This is a genomic window from Streptomyces koelreuteriae (assembly GCF_018604545.1).
GTDB lineage: Bacteria > Actinomycetota > Actinomycetes > Streptomycetales > Streptomycetaceae > Streptomyces > Streptomyces koelreuteriae.
This window is the reverse complement of record NZ_CP075896.1, coordinates 467,658-489,703: the sequence shown is the minus strand read 5'-3', so window position 1 is coordinate 489,703 and position 22,046 is coordinate 467,658. Positions and strand designations below refer to the sequence as shown.

At 70.7% G+C, this 22,046-nt stretch carries 19 protein-coding genes; 12 read left to right on the top strand and 7 right to left on the bottom strand.

Annotation, left to right across the window (positions count from 1 at the left end; all coding sequences use genetic code 11):
• The first annotated feature begins 115 nt into the window (after positions 1-115).
• Positions 116-910, top strand: a complete 795-nt coding sequence (locus tag KJK29_RS02175) for an SDR family NAD(P)-dependent oxidoreductase (RefSeq protein WP_215116883.1) — start codon at positions 116-118, stop codon at positions 908-910.
• 43 nt (positions 911-953) lie between these two features.
• Here the strand turns inward: KJK29_RS02175 and KJK29_RS02170 are convergent, their stop codons facing one another.
• The 6 genes from KJK29_RS02170 to rhaI form a co-directional block, all read right to left on the bottom strand.
• The gene (locus KJK29_RS02170) at positions 954-1,601 is read right to left on the bottom strand and encodes a LutC/YkgG family protein (RefSeq protein WP_215116882.1); all 648 of its coding nucleotides are present in this window, start codon (positions 1,599-1,601) and stop codon (positions 954-956) included.
• Positions 1,598-3,076, bottom strand: a complete 1,479-nt coding sequence (locus KJK29_RS02165) for a LutB/LldF family L-lactate oxidation iron-sulfur protein (RefSeq protein ID WP_215116881.1) — start codon at positions 3,074-3,076, stop codon at positions 1,598-1,600. Before KJK29_RS02165 ends, KJK29_RS02170 begins: the two co-directional genes overlap by 4 nt.
• Entirely contained in the window at positions 3,073-3,828 is a 756-nt protein-coding gene (locus tag KJK29_RS02160) for a (Fe-S)-binding protein (protein WP_215116880.1), read from the bottom strand. The genes KJK29_RS02165 and KJK29_RS02160 overlap by 4 nt, the downstream gene beginning before the upstream one ends.
• Positions 3,829-3,898: 70 nt before the next feature.
• Positions 3,899-5,347 carry a rhamnulokinase gene (locus tag KJK29_RS02155; protein ID WP_215116879.1) on the bottom strand — a complete coding sequence of 483 codons (1,449 nt, stop codon included), beginning with the start codon at positions 5,345-5,347 and terminating at the stop codon, positions 3,899-3,901.
• Complete coding sequence (locus tag KJK29_RS02150) at positions 5,344-7,383, bottom strand: bifunctional aldolase/short-chain dehydrogenase (protein ID WP_215116878.1); 2,040 nt, start codon at positions 7,381-7,383, stop codon at positions 5,344-5,346. The genes KJK29_RS02155 and KJK29_RS02150 overlap by 4 nt, the downstream gene beginning before the upstream one ends.
• 111 nt (positions 7,384-7,494) lie before the next feature.
• A complete protein-coding gene (gene rhaI / locus KJK29_RS02145) occupies positions 7,495-8,655 on the bottom strand; it encodes an L-rhamnose isomerase (protein WP_215116877.1) in 1,161 nt (386 codons plus the stop codon).
• A gap of 272 nt (positions 8,656-8,927) precedes the next feature.
• Here rhaI and KJK29_RS02140 point away from each other — a divergent pair, with 272 nt between their 5' ends.
• The 11 genes from KJK29_RS02140 (at position 8,928) to KJK29_RS02090 (ending at position 20,525) form a co-directional block, all read left to right on the top strand.
• Positions 8,928-10,445, top strand: a complete 1,518-nt coding sequence (locus tag KJK29_RS02140; protein WP_215116876.1) for a sugar ABC transporter ATP-binding protein — start codon at positions 8,928-8,930, stop codon at positions 10,443-10,445.
• Positions 10,442-11,482: an ABC transporter permease gene (locus KJK29_RS02135; RefSeq protein ID WP_215116875.1), complete on the top strand. Its 1,041-nt coding sequence runs from the start codon at positions 10,442-10,444 to the stop codon at positions 11,480-11,482. Before KJK29_RS02140 ends, KJK29_RS02135 begins: the two co-directional genes overlap by 4 nt.
• Positions 11,475-12,452, top strand: coding sequence for an ABC transporter permease (locus KJK29_RS02130; protein ID WP_215116874.1), 978 nt, complete (start codon positions 11,475-11,477; stop codon positions 12,450-12,452). The genes KJK29_RS02135 and KJK29_RS02130 overlap by 8 nt, the downstream gene beginning before the upstream one ends.
• An 82-nt stretch (positions 12,453-12,534) precedes the next feature.
• A complete protein-coding gene (gene rhaS / locus KJK29_RS02125) occupies positions 12,535-13,617 on the top strand; it encodes a rhamnose ABC transporter substrate-binding protein (protein WP_215116873.1) in 1,083 nt (360 codons plus the stop codon).
• A gap of 17 nt (positions 13,618-13,634) precedes the next feature.
• Positions 13,635-13,955, top strand: a complete 321-nt coding sequence (locus KJK29_RS02120; protein WP_215116872.1) for an L-rhamnose mutarotase — start codon at positions 13,635-13,637, stop codon at positions 13,953-13,955.
• 16 nt (positions 13,956-13,971) lie between these two features.
• Positions 13,972-15,396, top strand: coding sequence for a BNR repeat-containing protein (locus tag KJK29_RS02115; RefSeq protein WP_215116871.1), 1,425 nt, complete (start codon positions 13,972-13,974; stop codon positions 15,394-15,396).
• A 90-nt stretch (positions 15,397-15,486) separates the two neighbouring features.
• Positions 15,487-16,512 (top strand): LacI family DNA-binding transcriptional regulator, encoded by a 1,026-nt coding sequence (locus tag KJK29_RS02110; RefSeq protein ID WP_215116870.1) that lies wholly within the window; start codon positions 15,487-15,489, stop codon positions 16,510-16,512.
• A 145-nt stretch (positions 16,513-16,657) separates the two neighbouring features.
• Entirely contained in the window at positions 16,658-17,959 is a 1,302-nt protein-coding gene (locus tag KJK29_RS02105) for an alpha/beta fold hydrolase (RefSeq protein ID WP_215116869.1), read from the top strand.
• Positions 17,960-17,986: 27 nt separating this feature from the next.
• Positions 17,987-18,721: a PIG-L deacetylase family protein gene (locus KJK29_RS02100; RefSeq protein WP_215116868.1), complete on the top strand. Its 735-nt coding sequence runs from the start codon at positions 17,987-17,989 to the stop codon at positions 18,719-18,721.
• A gap of 45 nt (positions 18,722-18,766) precedes the next feature.
• Positions 18,767-19,660, top strand: coding sequence for an RNA polymerase sigma factor SigJ (gene sigJ, locus KJK29_RS02095; protein ID WP_215116867.1), 894 nt, complete (start codon positions 18,767-18,769; stop codon positions 19,658-19,660).
• A 19-nt stretch (positions 19,661-19,679) separates the two neighbouring features.
• Complete coding sequence (locus KJK29_RS02090; RefSeq protein ID WP_215116866.1) at positions 19,680-20,525, top strand: pentapeptide repeat-containing protein; 846 nt, start codon at positions 19,680-19,682, stop codon at positions 20,523-20,525.
• Here KJK29_RS02090 and KJK29_RS02085 read toward each other — a convergent pair.
• A complete protein-coding gene (locus KJK29_RS02085) occupies positions 20,487-21,983 on the bottom strand; it encodes a cytochrome P450 (RefSeq protein ID WP_215116865.1) in 1,497 nt (498 codons plus the stop codon). The genes KJK29_RS02090 and KJK29_RS02085 overlap by 39 nt on opposite strands.
• Between the last annotated feature and the right edge of the window lie 63 nt (positions 21,984-22,046).

Below are 22,046 nucleotides of genomic sequence, written 5' to 3'. Positions count from 1 at the left end.
GACGCTACGGAGAAGGGGACGTGGCCACACTGGCCGCAGAACCCGTATCGGGGGGTGTACTCAGTGACACCCCGGGGGTACCCGAGCACACCAGCACGGAAGGGGTTGACACGGCATGCGGATCGATCTGAAGGGCCGCACCGCTCTGGTGACCGGTTCCACGCAGGGCATCGGCGCCGCGATCGCCTCGGGCCTGGCCCGGGCGGGCGCCAGGGTGGGTGTCAACGGCCGCTCGCCCGGACGGGTGCGGGAGGCCGTGGACCGGATGCGGGGCGAGGTCTCCGGCGCCGACCTGGTGCCCGTGGCCGCCGACGTGACGACCGAGGAGGGTGCGCGGCAGGCGGTGGACGCCCTGGGCCAGGTGGACATCCTCGTCAACAACCTCGGCGTCTTCGAGTCCGCCGACCCCCTGGAGATCAGTGACGACGAGTGGCGGCGCTACTTCGAGGTGAATGTCCTGGCCGCCGTACGCCTCACCCGGCTCGTCCTGCCCGGCATGACCGAACGCGGCTGGGGACGCGTGCAGTACATCGCCAGCGACTCGGCGGTCGTCGTCCCCGCCGAGATGATCCACTACGGAATGTCGAAGACCGCCCTGCTCGCGGTGAGCCGGGGTTTCGCCAAGCAGGCGGCCGGGACCGGCGTCACGGTCAACTCCGTCATCGCCGGGCCGACCCACACGGGCGGCGTCGAGGACTTCGTCTACCAGCTCGTCGACCGCGATCTGCCCTGGGACGAGGCCCAGCGCGCCTTCATGCGACAGCACCGGCCGCAGTCCCTGCTCCAGCGGCTGATCGAGCCGGAGGAGATCGCCAACATGGTCGTCTATCTCGGCTCCGACCAGGCCTCGGCGACCACGGGCGGCGCCCTGCGTGTCGACGGCGGCTACGTCGACTCGATCCTGCCCTGAGCCCTGAGCCCTGAGCCCTGAGCGCTGAGCCCTGAGCCCTGAGTCAGTCCTCGCCGACGAGGATCACCTCCAGGGTGCGCGGACCGTGCACCCCCTCGACCCGGTCCAGCTCGATGTCACTGGTCGCCGACGGCCCGGAGATCCACGTCAACGGCCGTGCCGGATCGAGCCGTTCGAGGCCCTGCGGCACCGACGACACGACCTGCCCGGGGACACGGACCACGCAGATGTGATGGTCCGGGACGAGGGTGATCCGGCGCCGCCCCTGGTCGGGCGAGCCGTCCAGCACGATCGTGCCGGTCTCCGCGATCGCCACCGCACAGGCCGTCACGACGCTGTCCACCCGGTCGAGTTCGGCCGGAGTGCTCTCCACCCGGTCCGCCACCCGTGTCACCCCGGTCCGCTCCAGCCACGCCGGGTCCAGCCCGGGCGGCGCCAGCACCGAAGCCGACCCGCGCTTGTCCAGCAGCCCCGCGATCAGCGCGGCCAGCCCCTCGGCGTCCGTGCGGTGCACGATCGCCCGGTAGTCCGCCAGGTTCTCGGCCAGCAGCTCGACGGTCTGCTCGACACTCCGGTCCCCGTGCTCACGCGCATAGTCACGCTCGACCGCCTGCTCGTACGGCGAGTCGTCCCGAGGCACATCCACCAGCGCGCGCCGCACCCGGCCCAGGATCCGCTCCCTGCTGTTCACTTGGCCCCGTCCTTCCCGCCGCGTGTCCGCAGCCACCAGTCCCGGAACGGCTCGGCCGGCACCGGCGGCAGGTCCCGGGTCCCGCTCCAGGCCCGGCCGGGCCCCGGCAGCGTACGGGGATGGAAGCGCCGGGTCCGGGAGGCGGCGCGCTGGCCGGTGCGCAGCGCGCCCGGGTGTGTGAACGCCCAGCGGGCGGCCCGCATCGCCGCACGCTCGGCGGCATGCCCCTTCGCGGGCCGCAGCACCACCTTGTTGCCCTCCCGGGTGACCTCTCCGCCCTCCACGACCCGTTCCCGCAGATGCACCAGCACCTCGGGGATGTCGATGGCGACCGGGCACACCTCGTAGCACGCCCCGCACAGCGAGGACGCGTACGGCAGCGAGGCGTCGATCTCGCTGCCCGTGCCTCGCAGCTGAGGGCTGAGGATCGCGCCGATCGGGCCCGGGTACACCGAGCCGTACGCGTGGCCGCCAGCCCGCTCGTACACCGGGCAGACGTTGAGACACGCCGAGCAGCGGATACAGCGCAGCGCCTGCCGGCCGACCTCGTCGGCGAGGGTGTCGGTGCGGCCGTTGTCCAGCAGCACCAGATGGAAGGTGCTGGGCCCGTCCTGCTCGGTGGTGCCGGTCCACGTCGAGGTGTACGGGTTCATCCGCTCGGCCGTGGAGGAGCGGGGGAGGGTCTGGAGGAACACCTCCAGGTCCCGCCACGTCGGCACGATCTTCTCGATGCCGACGACCGAGATCAGCGTCTCGGGCAGGGTCAGGCACATCCGGCCGTTGCCCTCGGACTCCACGACCACCAGCGTGCCCGTCTCGGCGACCATGAAGTTGGCGCCGGAGATGCCGACCTTGGCGCGCAGGAACTTCTCCCGCAGATGCAGCCGGGCCGCCTCGGCGAGTTCGGCGGGCGTGTCGGTGAGGCCCTCGGGGGCCGGGCGGCCCCACTCGCTCATCTCGGCGCGGAAGATGTCCCGGATCTCGCCCCGGTTGCGGTGGATGGCCGGGACGAGGATGTGCGAGGGCCGGTCCTTGCCCAACTGCACGATCAGCTCGGCGAGATCGGTCTCGTAGGCGTGGATGCCCTCGGCCTCCAGCGCCTCGTTGAGCCCGATCTCCTGTGTGGCCATCGACTTGACCTTGACGACCTCCGACTCGCCGGTCATCTGCACCAGCTGGGTGACGATCTCGTTGGCCTCGTCCGCGTCGGCGGCCCAGTGGACGATGCCGCCCGCCGCCGTGACCGACTCCTCCAACTGCTCGAGATAGCGGTCGAGATGGCGCAGCGTGTGGTCCTTGATCCGCTTGCCCGCCTCGCGCAGCTCGGTCCAGTCGGACACCTCCGTCACGGCCTTCGCCCGCTTGGCGCGGATGGTGTGTGTGGCGTGCCGCAGATTGCCGCGCAGGGTCTCGTTCCCCACGGCCTCCCGCGCGGCCTCCGGAAACGCCGGCATACCGAGATACGTCCCGCTCATACGGCCGGTTCCTCCTCCGTGCTCGCCAGGATCTCCGCGATGTGCACCGGCCGCATGCCGGTCCGCAGCCGGGTCATCGTCCCGCCGATGTGCATCAGACAGGAGTTGTCGGCCGCGCACAGCACCTCCGCGCCCGTCGACTCGGCGTTGCGCACCTTGTCGGTGCCCATCGCCGCCGAGACATCGGAGTTCTTCAGCGCGAAGGTGCCGCCGAACCCGCAGCACTCGTCGGCCCCCGGCAGTTCGGCCAGCTCCAGCCCCTTCACCGCCTGGAGCAGCCGCCGCGGCCGGTCGCCGAGTCCGAGTCCGCGCAGTCCGTGACAGGTCGGGTGGTACGTCACCGTGTGCGGGTAGTACGCCCCGACGTCCGTCACGCCCAGCACGTCGACCAAGAACTCCGTGAGTTCGTACGTCTTCGGCACCACCGGCGCCAGCGTCGCAGCGAGGGTGTCCCCGCGCCCCTCGGCCCGGGCCCGCTCGCCCATCCGCGGATACAGCTCGCGCACCATGGACCCGCACGACCCGGACGGTGTCACGATCGCCTCGTACTCGCCGAATACATCGGAGAAATGCCGGGCGAGCGGCTCGGCCTCGTGACGGTATCCGGTGTTGTAGTGCGCCTGTCCGCAGCAGGTCTGCGCCATCGGGAAGTCGACGTCGACGCCCAGTCTGGTCAGCAGTTTCACCACGGCGCGCCCCGTGTCCGGATACAGCGTGTCGTTGACGCAGGTCAGGAACAGGGCGACACGCATCGCGGCTCCTCGTGGTCGATCATCGGATGAGTGAAGCGTAGTGCGCGGACAAGATCCGGGGGAGACCCCGTCAGTCCCCGGCGAGCCGGTTCTGCGCGGCGCGCCACCGCTCGGTCCCGCCGCGCGGCTCGTACCGCGTGAGCGGCTGCGTCCGCACGAGCAGCCGCCGCATCCCCGCCAGGTCACCGACCAGCCCGTGCGCCCGGGCCTGCACCAGCACGTTTCCCAGGGCGGCTGCCTCCGTCGGCCCGGCGACCACCGGCAGCCCGCAGGCGTCGGCGGTGAGCTGGCACAGCAGGGCGTTGCGCGTGCCACCGCCCACCACATGCACCACGTCGACCGTGTGCCCGGCGAGCCGCTGCGCGTCCTGGACCGCCTTCCGATGGGCGAGGGCGAGGGAGTCGAGGATGCACCGTGTCACCTCGGCCGGTGACCCGGGTACGGGCTGCCCTGAGGCCCGGCACGCCTCGGCGATCCGCTCGGGCATCCGCCCCGGCGCGAGAAACGCCGAGTCACCGGCGTCGACCACGGACCGGAGCGCCGGCACCTTGGACGCCTCCAGCAACAGCGCGCCCAGATCCGTCTCGCCCCAGGCCCGCACACACTCCTGGAGCAGCCAGAGCCCCATGATGTTGCGCAGATAGCGAACCGTGCCGTCCAGCCCCAGTTCGTTGGTGAAGTTGGCCGCCCGGCTCTCCTCGGTCAGCACCGGCGCGTCCAGCTCCAGACCGGCCAGGGACCAGGTGCCGGTGCAGATGTACGCGAACCGCTCGCCCGAAGCCGGTACGGCGGCCACCGCCGACGCGGTGTCGTGCGACCCGACGGCCGTCACCGGCACGGGCCCGGTCAGCCCCGTCTCCTCCAGCACCTCCGGCCGCAGCACCCCCGCCGGATCCCCGGGCCGCCGCAGCGGCGCGAACAGCCCGAGATCGATGCCCAGCCGCTCCGCGACCCCGTACGCCCAGTCCCGGGTGCGCGGATCGATCAACTGGGTCGTCGAGGCGTTGGTCAGCTCCGTGCCCTGCTCACCGGTGAGCCAGTACGTCAGCAGATCCGGCATCAGCAACAGCCGCCGGGCCCGGTCGAGTTGGGCCGTGGAGCGGGCGGCGGTCAGCTGGTACAGGGTGTTGAAGGGCGCGTACTGAAGCCCCGTCGCCGTGTACAGCTCCTCGGCGGGCAGGGTCGCCCACACCTTCTCCGCGACGCCCTCGGTACGGCGGTCGCGGTAGTGCACGGGGTTGCCGAGCAGCGCCCCGTCGGCGTCCAGCAGCCCGTAGTCCACGGCCCAGCTGTCGATGCCGACGGAGTCGACCGGCCCGGCCGCCCGCAGTCCGTCCAGCACCCCCGCGTAGAGCCCGAGTACATCCCAGCGCAGCCCCTCCGGCACCCGCACCGGCCGGTTGGGGAAGCGGTGGGCCTCGCTGAGCTCCAGCGAGTCCGGGCCGACGCGGCCGACCATGACGCGCCCGCTGGACGCGCCGAGGTCGACCGCGGCGTACGACTTCACAACCGCGCTCATCGCAGGAAAGCGGCCGCGACGCCGGCGTCGACCGGGATGTGCAGTCCGGTGGTGTGGGTCAGGTCCCCGCCGGTCAGGGCGAAGACGGCGCCCGCCACATGCTCGGGCAGCACCTCACGCTTGAGGATGGTCCGCTGCGCGTAGAACTCGCCCAGCTTCTCCTCCTCCACCCCGTACACGGCGGCCCGCTTCGCCCCCCACCCGCCGGCGAAGATCCCCGACCCGCGCACGACACCGTCCGGGTTGATCCCGTTGACCCGGACCCCGTGCTCGCCCAGCTCGGCGGCGAGCAGCCGCACCTGGTGGGCCTGGTCGGCTTTGGTGGCCGAGTAGGCGATGTTGTTGGGCCCGGCGAACACGGCGTTCTTCGACGCGATGTAGACGATGTCGCCCCCGAGCCCCTGCGCGATCATCACCCGCGCCGCTTCCCGCGACACCAGGAACGACCCGCGCGCCATGATGTCGTGCTGCAGATCCCAGTCCTTGGCCGAGGTCTCCAGCAGCGGCTTGGAGATCGAGATCCCCGCGTTGTTGACGACGAGGTCGACTCCGCCGAAGGCCAGCACGGCCGCCCGGAACGCCTCGGCGATCTGCTCCTCGGACGTCACGTCCACCGTCACCGCCACGGCCTTGTCCGACCCGCCCAGCTCCTCGGCGACGGCCTGGGCGTTCTCCCCGTTGAGATCCGCGACGACCACACACGCGCCCTCGGCCACGAGCCGCCGCGCGATGGCCTTCCCGATCCCGCTGCCCGCCCCGGTGACGAGCGCGACCCGCGTGGCCAGTGCCTTGGGCTTCGGCATCCGCTGAAGCTTGGCCTCCTCCAGCGCCCAGTACTCGATACGGAACTTCTCCGACTCCTCGATCGGCGCATACGTCGAGACGGCCTCGGCGCCCCGCATCACATTGATGGCGTTGACGTAGAACTCCCCGGCCACCCGCGCGGTCTGCTTGTCCTTGCCGAACGAGAACATCCCCACCCCCGGGACCAGCACGATCGCCGGGTCGGCGCCGCGCATCGCGGGGGAGTCGGGCAGGGCGTGCCGCTGGTAGTAGGCGGCGTACTCCTCGCGGTACGCGGCGTGCAGCTCCTTGAGCCGGTCGACGGCCTCGTCGAGTGTCGAGGACGGAGGCAGATCGAGGACGAGCGGCCGGACCTTGGTCCGCAGGAAGTGGTCGGGGCAGGAGGTGCCCAGCGCGGCCAGCCGCGGATGCTCCGCGCTCGCCAGGAAGTCGAGGACGACCTCGGAGTCGTCGAAGTGCCCGACCTGCGGCCGGTCCTGGGACGCGAGGGCGCGGACGTACGGCGCGAGCGCGGCGGCCCGCTCCCGGCGCTCTCCGGCGCTCACCGCGGCATACCCCTCGATCACCGGCCCGAAGGGCTCGGCCTTCCCCCGCTCGGCGAGGAACGCCTCGGCGGTCCGGATGATGTGCAGTGAGTTCCGCTCGCACTCCTCGGAGGTGTCACCCCAGGCCGTGATCCCGTGCCCGCCGAGCACACACCCGATGGCCCCCGGATTGGCCTCCTTCACCGCCGCGATGTCCAGCCCCAGCTGAAACCCGGGCCGCCGCCACGGCACCCACACCACACGGTCCCCGAAACACTCGGCGGTCAGCTTCTCCCCGTCGGCCGCACAGGCGAGCGCGATCCCCGAATCAGGATGCAGATGATCGACATGCGCGGCCCCGACCAGCCCGTGCATGGCGGTGTCGATCGAAGGAGCCGCCCCACCCTTCCCGTGCAGGCAGTAGTCGAACGCGGCCACCATCTCGTCCTCGCGCTCCACCCCCGGATACACATCGACCAGCGCCCGCATCCGATCCAGCCGCAACACGGCCAGCCCACCCTCGGTCAACGTCCCCAGATCCCCACCGGATCCCTTGACCCACATCAACTCCACATCACCCCCGGTGACGGGATCGGTCTCGGTGCCCTTGGCGGAGGCATTGCCTCCCGCGTAATTGGTGTTACGGGGATCGCCCCCGAGCCGATGCGACCGAGCGAGCAGATCAGCGGCCTCAGAATGGAGTGCCATGAATGCCATTTCCTTTCAACGGAGAGTGGAGGCTTCCCTCAGGGGCGCGGGGAACTGCGCGAACAACCACAACGCACCCGCACCCCGAATCAAACAGAACCCGGCAGACGCTCACGCCCCCCAACCGGCTTGCTCCCCACCAACCCGCTCAGCAACGATTTTCTCCGCCCACCCAGACCGCCGATACGCCGCAACAGGGTCGGGGTCCAACCCCATCTCCTCCCGCACCTCCCGCAGCAACGGCCGCACATCCGTGTTGTACGCATCCATCACCACGGCATTCGCCTCAAGAACATCCCCCACCCCCTGAGCCGCGCGCAGCGCACCCTCATCAACCAGCAACGCCTTCGCCGTAGCCTCCTGCACATTCATCACCGACCGAATGATCGCCGGAATCTTCGCCTCGATGTTGTGACACTGATCGAGCATGAACGCCACGTCAGGCGTGAACCCCCCACCCCGAATCACCTCATACATGATCCGGAACAACTGGAACGGATCCGCCGCCCCCACCATCAGGTCGTCATCCGCGTAGAACCGCGAATTGAAATCGAACCCCCCGAGCTTCCCCTCACGCAACAGCGTCGCCACGATGAACTCGATATTGGTCCCCGGCGCGTGATGCCCCGTGTCGACCACGACCTGCGCCTGAGGCCCGAGCTTCAGACAGTGCGCATAGGCGGTGCCCCAGTCCGGAACATCCGTCGTATAGAAGGCCGGCTCGAAGAACTTGTACTCCAGCAGCATCCGCTGCCCCTCGCCCAGCCGCTCGTAGACCTCCGCGAGCCCCTCGGCCAGCCGGTCCTGCCGCCCACGGATGTCGTCCTGCCCGGGATAGTTCGTTCCGTCGGCGAACCACAGCTTCAGATCCGTCGACCCCGTCGCGTCCATGATGTCGACGCACTCCAGCAGATGGTCCACGGCCTTGCGCCGCACCGCCGCGTCCGGATGACAGATGCTCCCGAGCTTGTAGTCGTCGTCCTGGAAGGTGTTGGAGTTGATCGCGCCGAGCCGCACACCACGCCGCTCCGCGTGCTTCGCCAGCGCCGCGTAGTCGTCGACCTTGTCCCACGGAATGTGCAGCGCCACCGTCGGGGCGACCCCCGTGAACTCGTGCACCTTCGCCGCGTCGTCCAGCTTCTCGTACGGATCACGTGGCACACCCGCCTGCGCGAACACCTTGAACCGGGTGCCCGAGTTCCCGTACGCCCACGACGGCGTCTCGACGGCCTGGGTCTTGAGCGCGGTCTTCGCCGCGGCGAGCTCGGTCACGTCAGGGCTCCTGTGGCATCGGGTCGTAACGACCACTGAATGAAACGATTCAGGACGCGAAGCTATGGGCCCCCCGAAGGGGTGTCAACCCCTCCGGCTCACACGGTTACCCGTGACCGGCGCGTGACCTTCACTCCTCGAATCGGGCTCGAAATATTTTCGACCGGTACCCATTGACGTGACATGCGCGGCCCGCCTAACGTCCCGGCAATCCAGTTGAAACCTTTCACGACGCCGGGAGGGCCTCCCGCCGGCGTCGTCGAGGAGCCCTCATGACCCACCCGTCCACCACGGGTCCGGCCCCGGTTCTGGCACTGAGGGACGTGTCCAAGTCCTTCGGCGCGGTCCGCGCGCTGCGGGACGTCTCCCTGGAGCTGTTCCCCGGGGAGGTGCACGCCCTGGCCGGCGAGAACGGTGCCGGCAAGTCCACCCTCATCAAGGCGCTCGCCGGAGTGCACCGGCCGGACGCCGGCCAGGTGCTGCTCGACGGTGCGCCCGTCGTCTTCAACGGCCCCGGCGACGCCTGCGACGCCGGGATCGCCGTGATCTACCAGGAGCCCACGCTCTTCCCCGACCTGTCGATCGCCGAGAACATCTACATGGGCCGCAGGCCCAAGCGCGCCCTCGGCCGGATCGACCACCAGGCCACGCACAACGCGACCGCCGCCCTCATGGAGCGCCTCGGCGTCGAACTCGACCCCGACCGGCCCGCCCGCGGCCTGTCCATCGCCGACCAGCAGATCGTCGAGATCGCCAAGGCCCTCTCCTTCGACGCCCGCGTCCTGATCATGGACGAGCCGACCGCCGCCCTCACCGGCAACGAGGTCGCCCGCCTCTTCGGCGTCGTACGCACCCTGCGCGACCAGGGCGCCGCCGTGCTGTTCATCTCCCACCGGCTGGAGGAGATCTTCGAGATCTGCCGGACGGTCACCACCCTGCGCGACGGCGCCCGGATCGCCAGCGAGCCCCTGGACGGCATGACCGAGGACGACCTCGTGCGCCGCATGGTCGGCCGCGACCTCGACGAGCTGTACCCCAAGCAGGACGTGACACCGGGCGAAGTCGCCCTGAGCGTGCGCCGCCTGACCCGCGAGGGCGTCTTCACCGACGTCTCCTTCGAGGTGCGGCACGGCGAGATCGTCGGCCTCGCCGGGCTCGTCGGCGCGGGCCGCACCGAGGTCGCCCGGGCCGTGTTCGGCATCGACCGCTGGGACGCCGGCGAGGTCTCCGTCCAGGGCAAGGCCCTCGTCAACGGCGCCCCCTCCACCGCGATGTCCGCCGGACTCGCCCTGGTCCCCGAGGACCGGCGCGCCCAGGGCCTGGTGATGGACATGTCCATCGAGCGCAACATCGGCCTCACCGGGCTCCGTACGACCGTCAAGGCAGGGCTGATGGACCGGGGCGCCGAGCGCAGCCGCTCCCTCGACTGGGCCGTCAAGCTCCAGGTGAAGTTCGCCCGGATCGCCGACACCGTCAACACCCTCTCCGGCGGCAACCAGCAGAAGGTCGTGCTCGCCAAGTGGCTGGCCACCGGCCCCAAGGTGCTGATCGTCGACGAACCGACCCGGGGCATCGACGTCGGCACCAAGGCCGAGGTGCACCGGCTGCTGTCCCAACTGGCCGCCGACGGCGTGGCCGTCCTGATGATCTCCTCCGACCTGCCCGAGATCCTCGGCATGGCCGACCGCGTGCTGGTGATGCACGAGGGCCGCCTCACCGCCGAGATCCCGCGCTCCGACGCCACCGAGGAAACCGTGATGGCCGCAGCCACCGGGAGGGCCGCCGCATGACGGTCGTCACTCCCCGAGAGGCCCCCGTGGCCGACGTGCCCAAGTCCAGCGGCACACGGCTGGTCGACCGGGTCTTCAAGATGCGCGAACTCGCCATCCTGGTCGTCTTCCTGGCGATGATCGCCGTCACCCAGGCCGGAAACAGCGAGTTCCTGTCCGAACAGGGCATCAAGGACCTGCTGCTGAACGCGACGATCCTCGTGCTGGTCGCCACGGGCCAGTCCCTGGTGGTCATCACGCGGAACGTCGACCTGTCCGTCGGATCCACGCTCGGCATCAGCGCCTTCGCCGCCGGAACGTATCTCCAGGGCGGCGGCAACCCGGTCGTGGCGATCGCGCTGGCCGTCCTGCTCGGCATCGGCTTCGGCCTGCTCAACGGCCTGCTCGTCAGCCTGGGCCAGGTGCCCGCGCTCGTCGTCACCCTCGGCACGCTCTACATCATCCGCGGCATCGACTCCATCTGGGTCGGCTCCCGCCAGATCACCGCGGCCGATCTGCCCGGCGGGTTCGTCGACTTCGGCTCCGGCGGCATCTGGGCGGTGCCGTACCTGGCACTGATCGCCCTGGCGGTGCTGGTGGCGACGGCGTACTACCTCAAGCACTACGGCAGCGGCCGCGAGCTCTACGCCCTCGGCTCCAACCCGGAGGCCGCGCGCCTCGCCGGCATCCCCGTCCGCAAGCGGATCCTCGCCGCGTACACCTTCTGCGGCGCCCTCGCCGGACTCGCCGGCGCGATGTACCTCGCCCGGTTCGGCAACGTCGACTCCGGCACCGGCAGCGGCTACGAACTGACCGTCGTCAGCGCGGTCGTGGTCGGCGGCGTCGTCTTCACCGGCGGCTCCGGCAGCGTCTACGGCGCGGCCCTCGGCGCGCTGCTGCTGACCTCCATCAACAGTGTGCTGCCCGCCCTCGGTGTCAGCTCGGTCTGGGTGCTCGCCATCAATGGCATCCTGCTCATCCTCGCCATCGCCGTCGACCGGGTCGTCGCGCTGCGCGTGGCCTCCGCCCTGAAGAAGAGGAACGCCCGCCATGGCTGACATCTCCCTGAGCCGAGCGGTCCGCTGGGACACGGTGGTCGGCGCCCTGCTCCTCGTGGTGCTGCTGTTCTCCTTCGGATTCGTCGACGGGTTCGGCAACGCGCTCAACCTGTCGTTCCTCATCGGCAACACGCTGCCGATCGCGCTGATCGCCCTGCCGATGACGCTGCTGGTGGTGTCCGGGGAGATCGATCTGTCGGTCGCCTCCACGGCCGGCCTGTCGGGAGCGGTGATGGGCGCCCTGTGGAACCAGGGCATGGCCATCGAGACGATCATCCCGATCTGCCTGCTGCTGGGTGTGGTGTGCGGGCTGGTCAACGGGCTGCTGGTGACCAGGCTCGGGCTGCCGTCCCTCGCCGTCACCATCGGAACCCTTGCCGCCTACCGGGGTATCGCGCAGATCGTGCTCGGGTCCGACGCGGTGACCGACTTCCCCACGCAGTACCTGGACTTCGCGGCCGGGCGTCTCGGCGACACGTTCATCCCGTACGCCTTCCTGCCGTTCCTGGTCCTGCTCGCCATCGCCGTGGTCGCGCTGCACGCCACGCCGTTCGGGCGGTCGCTGTTCGCGATCGGGGCGAATGAGGAGGCGGCGCGGTTCGCCGGTGTCCGCGTCAAGCGGCAGAAGCTGCTCCTGTTCACGCTGACCGGGGTGATGGCCTCGCTGACCGGCGTCTTCTGGGCGCTGCACTACGCGAGTGCGCGCTATGACAACGCGACGGGGCTCGAACTGTCGGTGGTGGCGGCGGTGTTGCTCGGGGGGATCGACTTCGACGGGGGCAAGGGCACGTTGGGGGGTGCGATCGCCGGGGTGTTTCTGCTCGGGGCTCTGCAGAACGTGATGAGCCTTCAGGATGTGTCCGCCCAGTCGCAGATCGTCGTGACCGGTGTGTTGCTTGTGCTTTCTGTTCTTGGGCCTCGGGTGGCTCGGCAGATCGCCGTTTTGCGTGCTCAATCGTCGTCCGGCTGACCGTCCGCTGTGGCTGGTCGCGCAGTTCCCCGCGCCCCTAAGAGAAGGGCGCTTCCCTCAACCTCGTCCAAAGGAAACCGTCATGCGTAAGACAACCCTCCGCCGATGCTGTGCGGCCCTCGCCACCGCCACCTCTCTCGCCCTGGCCCTCACCGCCTGCGGTGGGACCACCAAGAAGGACGTGGCGGACGAAGGGGCGTCCGCCGCCACCGCCGGTAAGGCCGATCCGAACGCGGCCACCAAGAAGGGGCTCACCGTCGGGTTCCTGCCCAAGCAGGTCAACAACCCGTACTTCACCTCCGCCGACAAGGGCGGCGAGAAGGCGCTGAAGGAGCTCGGCTCCAGCTACAAGGAGGTCGGGCCGTCCAGCGCCACCGACACCGCCGGGCAGGTCAGCTACGTCAACACGCTCACCCAGCAGCAGGTCGACGCGATGGCCGTCTCCGCGCAGGACCCGGGCGCGCTGTGCACCGCGCTCAAGCAGGCCATGAAGAACGGCATCAAGGTCGTCACCTACGACTCCGACACCACGGCCGGCTGCCGCAACGCCTTCGTGTCGCAGGCCTCCGCCGAGGACCTGGGCCGTACCGAGGTGCAGCTGCTCGCCAAGCAGCTCGACTACAAGGGCGAGATCGCGATCCTGTCCGCCGCGCAGACGGCGACGAACCAGAACACCTGGATCGACTTCATGAAGGACGAGCTGAAGAAGCCCGAGTACAAGAACATGAAGCTGGTGAAGACCGCGTACGGCAACGACGACGCCCAGCAGTCCTTCCAGCAGACCCAGGGCCTGCTCCAGGAGTACCCGAACCTGAAGGGGATCATCTCCCCGACCACCGTCGGCATCAAGGCCGCCGCCCAGTACCTGTCGGGCTCCAAGTACAAGGGCAAGGTCAAGCTGACCGGCCTCGGCACCCCCAACGACATGCGCAAGTACGTCAAGAACGGCACCGTCGAGGCGTTCGAGCTGTGGGACCCGGCCAAGCTCGGCGAGCTGGCCGCCCGTACCGCTGTCGCCCTGTCCTCCGGGCAGATCACCGGCAAGGAGGGCGAGACCTTCAAGGCCGGTTCCATGGGCGAGTACACCATCGGCAAGGACGGCGTGATCAGCCTCGGCAAGCCGACCGTCTTCGACGCCGAGAACATCGACCAGTTCAACTTCTAGTCCCTGGAGATCTGTTGATGCAGCGCGTGTGCTTCCTGCTGAAGGTCAGGGCGGACCGCCTCGACGAGTACCGCGAGCGGCACGCCACCGTGTGGCCCGAGATGCGCCAGGCGCTCAGCGACACCGGCTGGCACAACTACTCGCTGTTCCTGCGCGAGGACGGGCTGCTCGTCGGCTACCTGGAGACCGAGGACTTCGCAGCCGCCCTGGCCGGAATGGAAGCCACCGACGTCAACGCCCGCTGGCAGGCGGAGATGGCGCCGTTCTTCGAGTCGCTGGACGGCGCCCGGCCCGACGAGGCCATGAAACCGCTGACGGAAGTGTTCCACCTCGTATGACGATGGAGTCCATGAGATGCACAGACGTACGCTGCTGGCCGCCGCCCTCGCCGGAGCCGTGGTGACCCCCGCCCTCGCCTCCGGCACCGCCCGGGCCGCTGACCCCGGCCCCTCCGTGACCCGGACCGGCACCACCACGCTCGACGGCCAGGCCGTCTTCTTCGTGTCGTACGACGGGCTGGTCAACAACAACGCGTTCCAGAAGAACGGCCTGCTGACCTACAAGGGCTACCAGTACGCCGTCTGGTACACCGCCGACCGCAACGCCGTCGTCGGCCGCCGCGCCCTCGGGTCGAGCACCTGGTCCACCGTGAAGGTCGGGCACACCCTGCGGTACAACGACTCCCACAACGTCATCTCCATGGGCGTCTCCAAGGTCGACGGCCGGCTGCACCTCAACATGGACTCCCACAGCGACGGCTTCACCTACGTCAAGTCCGTCGCCGGGCTCATGGACAACCCCGGCGGGCTGAGCTGGACCGCCGCCCGTTTCGGGGCGCCGCAGTCCACTCTCGACGGCCTGGCGCTGACCTCGCAGTTCACCTACCCGCAGTTCGTCTCCACACCCGACGGCAAGCTCCAGCTGAGCTACCGCGTCGCCGTCTCCGGCAACGGCCGCAACGCGCTCGCCGAGTACGACGGCACCCAGTGGACCAACCTCGGCGAATGGTCCAGCTCCACGGGTACGTACTCCAGCGAGCACGGCTCCTCGACCGCCCGGAACATGTACCTGCACGGCATCGACTACGACCGGAACGGGCGGCTGCACTCCTTCTTCACCTGGCGTGAGCAGAACGGCGCGGTGATGTGCAACGGCGGCGGCATCAGCAACCACGACACCGGCTACGTCTACTCCGACGACCGGGGCCGCACCTGGCGCAACAACGCCGGCACCGTCGTCGGCACCACCGGCGGCTCCGACAAGGTGTCCGTGAACGACACCGGCCTGGTCGTCGACCCGCTCAACGCGGACCACTCCCTGATGAACCAGGAGAGCCAGTTCACCGACTCCGCCGGACGGCCGCACGCGATCATCTCCTACGTCCCCGGCCGCTTCGGGCAGTGCACCACGAACTATGTCGCGAATCGGACCGCCAACGGGCGCGCCTTCCACGTCCGCAGAAACGCCTCGGGCACCTGGCAGAAGACCGAGATCCCGGTCCCGCTGAACTCCAGCCAGCGCACCAAGCTGATCCTGGACAAGTACGACAACGCGTACGCGGTCTTCCCCTTCGGCCGGATCGCCGGGGCTTCGGCTGCCTCCGGGTACACCGACTGGAGGATCCTGTTCGACGGCAACGGCCTCAACGCCTTCGGCGAGGTCGTCATCGACGAGACACGGGTCGCGCAGGACGGGGTGCTGTCCTTCATGTACCAGGAGAAATCCAGCGGTACGACGCCCTCGGCGCTGCACGTCATCGACTTCCGGCTGCCCGCCTGACCGGACCCGGTCGCCGGGGCGGCATGCCGGTAATGTGAAGCCGCCCCGGCCGCCGCCCCCTCTTTCGCCCCTTCTGGAGGTCCCTGCCCGATGTCCCAGTCGGTGGGTATCAAGGACGTCGCCCGTGCCGCCGGAGTCTCCGTCGGCACGGTGTCGAACGTGATCAACCGCCCGGACACGGTCGCGACCGAGACCCGGGCCCGCGTGCAGTCCGCGATAGACCGGCTCGGCTACGTCCGCAGCGAGTCCGCTCGGCAACTGCGCGCGGGCCGCAGCCGCATCATGGGGCTGCTCGTCCTCGACATGGGCAACCCCTTCTTCGTCGACGTGGCCCGCGGCGCCGAGCGCGCCGCCCGTCAGGCCGGACTCGGCGTGATGGTCTGCAACAGCGCCCAGAACCCCGGCGAGGAGGCCGACTATCTGTCGCTCTTCGCCGAGCAGCGGGTGCGCGGCGTGCTGCTCACCCCCGCCGACGCCACGGGCCGCAACATCGAGACGTTCCGCCGGCACGGCATCCCGTTCGTCCTGGTCGACCGGGTGGCCGAGGGCACCACGGAGTGCTCGGTCTCCGTCGACGATGTGGCGGGCGGCGCCCTGGCCGTACGCCATCTCGTCGACGCCGGGCACCGCTCGATCGCCTATGTCAGCGGCCCGCCCGGCCTCAACCAGGTCCGCGACCGGCGCACCGGCGCCCTGGAGGCGCTCGCCGAGGCCGGGCTCGGACCCGACGCGCTGCGCGAGCTGCCCACCGAACGGCTGGACGTCGCCGCGGGCCGTGACGCGGGGGCCCGGCTGCTCGGCCTCGCCGACCGGCCGACCGCCGTGTTCTGCGCCAACGACCTGCTCGCGCTCGGCGTGCTGCAGGCCATGTACGCGGCGGGCGTGGGCGTCCCCGACGACCTCGCCATCGTCGGCTACGACGACATCGAGTTCGCGGCCGCCGCTGCCGTCCCGCTCACCTCCGTACGGCAGCCCGCCGTCACCATGGGCGCCATGGCGGCCGATCTGCTTCTGGAGGAGACGGAGGCGGAGGGCGCGGTGAAGCCGCACGAGCACCGCCGGGTCGTCCTCCAGCCGGAGCTGGTGGTCCGCCGCTCCAGCCTGTCCGCGCGCTGAGCCCACAGAGCGCACCGAGCCCACCGAGCCCACCGAGCCTGAACGGCCGTTCAGCAAGGTTTCATGATCCGAAGGGCCCACCCACGGACGTTCCCTGTGATGAACTGGGACGCGGTCCGAAAGTCCGTCCGTCCCGGGAGCCCTGTTGACCGTCAGCTACCGCCAGCCCGGAGTCGTCCTCACCGACCGCCGCTTCACCGTCCCCCTCGACCACGACCGCCCCGAGGGCGACACGATCGAGCTGTACGCCCGCGAGGTCGTGGCGAGCGACAAGGCCCACCAGGAGCTGCCCTGGCTGCTGTATCTGCAGGGCGGCCCCGGCTTCGGCGCGGACCGCTCCGTCGGCAGGCCCGGCTGGCTGGGCAGGGCGCTGAAGGAGTTCCGCGTCCTGCTCCTCGACCAGCGCGGCACCGGCCACTCCACGCCCGCCAACCGGCAGACGCTCCCGCTGCGCGGCGGCCCCGCCGAGCAGGCCGACTACCTCACCCGCTTCCGCGCCGACTCGATCGTCCGCGACTGCGAGGCCATCCGCCCGCTGGTCACGGGCGGCGCGCCCTGGACCGTCCTCGGCCAGAGCTTCGGCGGCTTCTGCGCCACCAGCTACCTGTCCCTCGCCCCCGAGGGCCTGGCCACCGCCGTGCTCACCGGCGGGCTGCCCGCCCTGGACGCCCACGCCGACGACGTCTACCGGGCCGCCTTCCCGCGTATCGAGCGCAAGGTCGTCGCCCACTACGCCCGCTACCCGCAGGACGCCGAACGCGCCCGTCGGATCGCCGACCACCTGCTGACCCACGACGTGGTCCTGCCGAACGGCTACCGGCTCACCGTCGAGGCGTTCCAGTCCCTCGGCATCCTCCTCGGCACCGGCGACGGCACCCACCGCCTCCACTACCTCCTGGAGGACGCCTTCGTCCGCACCCCGCAGGGCTTCACCCTGTCCGACACCTTCCAGGAGCAGGTGCAGGGCATGCTGTCCTACGCCCGCCACCCGCTGTACGCCCTCGTCCACGAGTCGATCTACGGCCAGGACGGCCGGCCCACCGCCTGGTCGGCCGAGCGGGTCCGCGCCGAGTTCCCGCAGTTCGACGCCGCCAAGGCACTCGCGGGTGACGAGCCGCTGCTGTTCACCGGCGAGTCGATCCACCCCTGGATGTTCGACTGCGACCCGGCCCTGCGCCCCCTGCGCGAGACCGCCGACCTGCTCGCCGCCCGCACCGACTGGACACCCCTGTACGACCCGGCCCGCCTGGCCGCCAACAGGGTGCCGGTCGTCGCGGCCGTCTACCACGACGACATGTACGTCGACACGGACCACTCCCTGCGCACCGCCCGCACGATCCGCGGTCTGCGCACCTGGATCACGGACGAGTTCGAGCACGACGGCGTGCGCACCGGCGGCCCCCGCGTCCTCGACCGGCTGCTGGCCATGGCGCGTGACGAGGCCTGAGACGGGTCCCCGGACTAGTCTGCGGACATGACGACCACTCAACTCCAGCCCATGCCCGACGACTGGCGGCGTGCCCTCGCGGTCGTGGCCCACCCGGACGACCTCGAGTACGGCTGCTCGGCGGCGATCGCGGCCTGGACCGACGGGGGCCGCGAGGTCGCCTATGTGCTGGCGACCCGGGGCGAGGCGGGCATCGACACGCTGGAGCCGCAGAAGTGCGGCCCGCTGCGGGAGCGCGAGCAGCGGGCGAGCGCGGCGGTGGTCGGCGTCTCGACCGTGGAGTTCCTCGACCACAAGGACGGCGTCATCGAGTACGGCACCGCCCTGCGCCGCGACATCGCCGCCGCCATCCGCAGGCACCGGCCCGAGCTGGTCATCACCCTCAACCACCGGGACACCTGGGGCGGCGTCGCCTGGAACACCCCGGACCATGTCGCCGTCGGCCGCGCCACGCTCGACGCGGCCGGCGACGCGGGCAACCGGTGGATCTTCCCGGAACTCGTCGAGCAGGGTCTGGAGCCGTGGGACGGAGTGCGCTGGGTCGCCGTCGCCGGTTCCAGCACCCCCACCCACGCCGTCGACGCGACGCCCGGCCTGGAGCGCGCGGTGGCCTCGCTGCTCGAACACCGCACCTATATCGAGGTGCTGACCGACCAGGACCCGGAGACGTACGTCCGCGGCTTCCTGACCCAGCACGCCGAGGCCACGGGCGAGCGGTTCGGGGGCAGGCCCGCGGTGGCGTTCGAACTGTTCAGCAGATGACGTGACGCACGACTGACGCACGACTGACGTACGACGGGGGAGACCATGACAGGCAGCGTGGAACTGGCCGACCGGTTCGAGGAGCACCGTGGGCACCTCAGAGCGGTCGCGTACCGCATGCTGGGTTCGCTGACCGAGGCGGAGGACGCCGTCCAGGAGGCCTGGCTGCGGCTGAGCCGTACCGACCCGGACGACATCCAGAACCTCGGCGGCTGGCTCACCACGGTGACCGGCCGCGTCTGCCTCGACCTGCTGCGCTCGCGCACCGCACGCCGCGAGGAGCCGATGGGCGACGCCTTCGTCCCGGACCCGGTGCTCAGGCCCCTCACGCACCTCGACCCGGCGGAGGAGGTCATGCAGGCCGACTCGGTCGGCCTGGCCCTGCTGGTCGTCCTGGAGAACCTGGAGCCCGCCGAGCGGCTGGCGTTCGTGCTGCACGACATGTTCGCCGTGCCGTTCGACGACATCGCCCCGGTCGTGGAGCGCAGCCCGGCGGCGACCCGGCAACTGGCGAGCCGCGCCCGGCGCCGGGTACGCGGCGCCACCCCGTCGGCCGAGCCGGACCTCGGCCGGCAGAAGGAGGTGCTCGACGCCTTCCTGGCCGCCTCGCGCGGCGGCGACTTCGAGGCGCTGCTCGCGCTGCTGCACCCGGATGTGGTGCTGCGCGCCGACTCGGGAGCCCTCGTACGGGGCGCGGCCGCTTCCAAGGCCGTCCAGGGCGCGAAGACGGTGGCGGAGCAGGCGCTCATGTTCGCCCGGTACGCGACGTCCGCGCGGCTGGTGCTGGTCAACGGCTCGGTCGGCCTCGTCCACGCGCCCGAGGGACGGGTGCTGTCGGTCATGGGGGTCACGATCGCCGACGGCCGGATCACCGGCATGTACATCCTGGCCGACCCGGAGCGGCTGGAGCGTCTGGAGGTGCCCGGACTCACGGGCTGACCGGCGTTCATCGTTTCGTATGCTGAACGTCATGCGAGATCTTCAAGCCGCGCGAGCGGAACTGCGCGGTGACTGCGAGCGGTGTTTCGGGCTGTGCTGTGTCGCCCTGCCCTTCGCGCGATCGGCCGACTTCGCGGTCGACAAGGACGCCGGAACGCCCTGCCGCAACCTCCAGGACGACCACCGCTGCGGGATCCACGCCGGACTGCGGCAGAAAGGGTTCACCGGCTGCACCGTCTATGACTGCTTCGGCGCCGGGCAGCAGGTCTCGCAGATCACCTTCGGCGGGCAGGGCTGGAGGTCCGGGCCTCCGGACCACGCCCGCCGTATGTTCGACGTGTTCCCGGTCGTCCGGCAGCTGCACGAGCTGCTGTGGTACCTGACCGAGGCGCTCGCCCTGCCCGCGGCCCGGCCGGTCCACGCGGATCTGCGCACGGCCCTGGAGAAGACCGAGGCGCTCACCGACGGGACCCCCGAGGAACTCGCCGAGCTGGACGTGGCGGCGCACCGTCAGGAGATCAACGTCCTGCTGCTGAGGACGAGCGAGCTGGCCAGGGCCGGCACCAAGGGCGCCAAGAAGAAGAACCGCCGGGGCGCGGACCTCATGGGGGCCCGCCTCAAGGGCGCCGACCTGCGCGGGGCCAACCTGCGCGGCGCCTACCTCATCGCCGCCGACCTCACCGGAGCGGACCTCAGGGGCGCGGACCTGATCGGCGCCGACCTGCGCGACGCTGACCTCACCGACGCCGACCTGACCGGGGCGTTCTTCCTCACCCAGCCGCAGCTGAACGCGGCCCGGGGGAGTGCCGGGACCCTGCTGCCGGAGTCAGTCACCCGGCCCGGGCACTGGACAGCGCAGGTCTGAGGCCGCCTCCCGCACCGGGGTCCGGCGCTCCGGGTGCAGCCGCAGACCCTCCGGCATCAGCGTCAGCCGTTCCGTGACGCGCAGCCGGTAGGCCGGGTCGGGCCGCAGCTCGTAGCGGCGCAGCAGCAGGCCGAGGACCAACGTCGCCTCGTGCAGCGCGAACTGGCGCCCGATGCACGCCCGCGCCCCGGTCCCGAACGGCTTGAAGGTGTGCGGGGCCCGGGACCGCACGGCCCCTGCGTCGAAGCGGTCCGGGTCGAACCGCTCGGCGTCCGTGCCCCACACCTCGGGGTCCCGGTGCAGCATCGGCGTCAGCACCAGCGCCCACGCCCCGCGCCGCATGGGGTGCTCCCCGGCCAGCACGGTGTCCTCGCGTGCCTCCCGGGCGAAGGCGGGCGCCGTGGGCCACAGCCGCAGCGACTCGTCCAGCACCCGCCGCAGGTAACGCAGCCTGGCCACCTGCTCGTAGGCCGGTTCCGCCGTGTCGCCCCACACCCGGTCCACCTCGGCGCGGGCCCGGGCCGCGGCCTCGGGGTGCCGGGAGAGGTAGTGCAGGGCGAAGGAGAGCGCGCCGGAGGTGGTCTCGTGGCCCGCGACGAGGAAGGTGATCACCTGCCGGCGGACGTTCTCCGGCGCGAGCCGCTCCCCGGTCTCCGGGTGGGCCGTCTCCAGCATCCTGTCCAGCAGGTCGCCGTCGCCGCCGCCGGTCGCGCGCCGGGCCCGGACCAGCTCGTCGACCGTGCGGTTGAGGTGGGCGATGTCGGCCGCGTTGCGGCGGCTCGCGCTCCGCAGCAGCAGCGGGGCCAGCGGGAAGGGCACGGTGTTGAGCCGCTGCGCGTAGGTCAGCGTGCCGATCATCGCGGTCACGAAGGGGTGCGGCCGGGAGCGCTCGAAGGACCCGAAGTCGTGCCCGAAGCCGGTCCGGGCGATCGTCTCCAGCGTCAGCTTCGTCATGTCGCCAGGCACGTCCACCGAGCGGCCCGTCGCCGCAGCCCGGTCCCAGTGCTCCGTCAGCCGCCGCGCGACGTCCAGCATCATCGGGTGGTAGCCGGCCATGGCCTCGCGGCTGAACCCCGGGGCCAGCACATCGTGCGCCAACTGCCAGTTCGGCTCGTGGTTGTACGCCGTGAACAGGCCGTCCCCGGCGACGGGCCGCAGATTGGCGATGCCGAGCCCCACGTGCTTGGCGAACCGTGACTCGTCCGCGAAGTCGGCCGCCTCCCGGGCGCCCCACACGAACACGAACTCCTTGCCGAAGGCCTTGCGGCGGAACACCGGCCCGAGCTGCCGGGCGTACCGCAGGGAGTCCTGCAGGGGAGTGCGCCGGTTCACGCCCACCACGTCACCGAGCAGCGGGATCCGGCGCGGCGGATGCGGAATGCGCTCCAGCTCGGGCCAGCCCAGCTCGGCACTCCGGAACCCCTTGGGCCCTACGGCCCGTATCGGCGCCTCCGTCATGACGCGATCTCCCTTGATCCGGCGACCGGTTCGCACGTGTTGTACGTGGGTTCAATAGCGCGG

What these genes read in the sequence shown, in the direction of transcription:
- KJK29_RS02175 (WP_215116883.1), top strand. Translation starts at nt 116, where the DNA reads ATGCGGATCGATCTGAAGGGCCGCACCGCTCTGGTGACCGGTTCCACG.
- KJK29_RS02165 (WP_215116881.1), bottom strand. Translation starts at nt 3,076, where the DNA reads ATGAGCGGGACGTATCTCGGTATGCCGGCGTTTCCGGAGGCCGCGCGG.
- KJK29_RS02160 (WP_215116880.1), bottom strand. Translation starts at nt 3,828, where the DNA reads ATGCGTGTCGCCCTGTTCCTGACCTGCGTCAACGACACGCTGTATCCG.
- KJK29_RS02155 (WP_215116879.1), bottom strand. Translation starts at nt 5,347, where the DNA reads ATGAGCGCGGTTGTGAAGTCGTACGCCGCGGTCGACCTCGGCGCGTCC.
- KJK29_RS02150 (WP_215116878.1), bottom strand. Translation starts at nt 7,383, where the DNA reads ATGGCACTCCATTCTGAGGCCGCTGATCTGCTCGCTCGGTCGCATCGG.
- KJK29_RS02140 (WP_215116876.1), top strand. Translation starts at nt 8,928, where the DNA reads ATGACCCACCCGTCCACCACGGGTCCGGCCCCGGTTCTGGCACTGAGG.
- KJK29_RS02135 (WP_215116875.1), top strand. Translation starts at nt 10,442, where the DNA reads ATGACGGTCGTCACTCCCCGAGAGGCCCCCGTGGCCGACGTGCCCAAG.
- KJK29_RS02130 (WP_215116874.1), top strand. Translation starts at nt 11,475, where the DNA reads ATGGCTGACATCTCCCTGAGCCGAGCGGTCCGCTGGGACACGGTGGTC.
- rhaS (WP_215116873.1), top strand. Translation starts at nt 12,535, where the DNA reads ATGCGTAAGACAACCCTCCGCCGATGCTGTGCGGCCCTCGCCACCGCC.
- KJK29_RS02120 (WP_215116872.1), top strand. Translation starts at nt 13,635, where the DNA reads ATGCAGCGCGTGTGCTTCCTGCTGAAGGTCAGGGCGGACCGCCTCGAC.
- KJK29_RS02115 (WP_215116871.1), top strand. Translation starts at nt 13,972, where the DNA reads ATGCACAGACGTACGCTGCTGGCCGCCGCCCTCGCCGGAGCCGTGGTG.
- KJK29_RS02110 (WP_215116870.1), top strand. Translation starts at nt 15,487, where the DNA reads ATGTCCCAGTCGGTGGGTATCAAGGACGTCGCCCGTGCCGCCGGAGTC.
- KJK29_RS02100 (WP_215116868.1), top strand. Translation starts at nt 17,987, where the DNA reads ATGACGACCACTCAACTCCAGCCCATGCCCGACGACTGGCGGCGTGCC.
- sigJ (WP_215116867.1), top strand. Translation starts at nt 18,767, where the DNA reads ATGACAGGCAGCGTGGAACTGGCCGACCGGTTCGAGGAGCACCGTGGG.
- KJK29_RS02090 (WP_215116866.1), top strand. Translation starts at nt 19,680, where the DNA reads ATGCTGAACGTCATGCGAGATCTTCAAGCCGCGCGAGCGGAACTGCGC.
- KJK29_RS02085 (WP_215116865.1), bottom strand. Translation starts at nt 21,983, where the DNA reads ATGACGGAGGCGCCGATACGGGCCGTAGGGCCCAAGGGGTTCCGGAGT.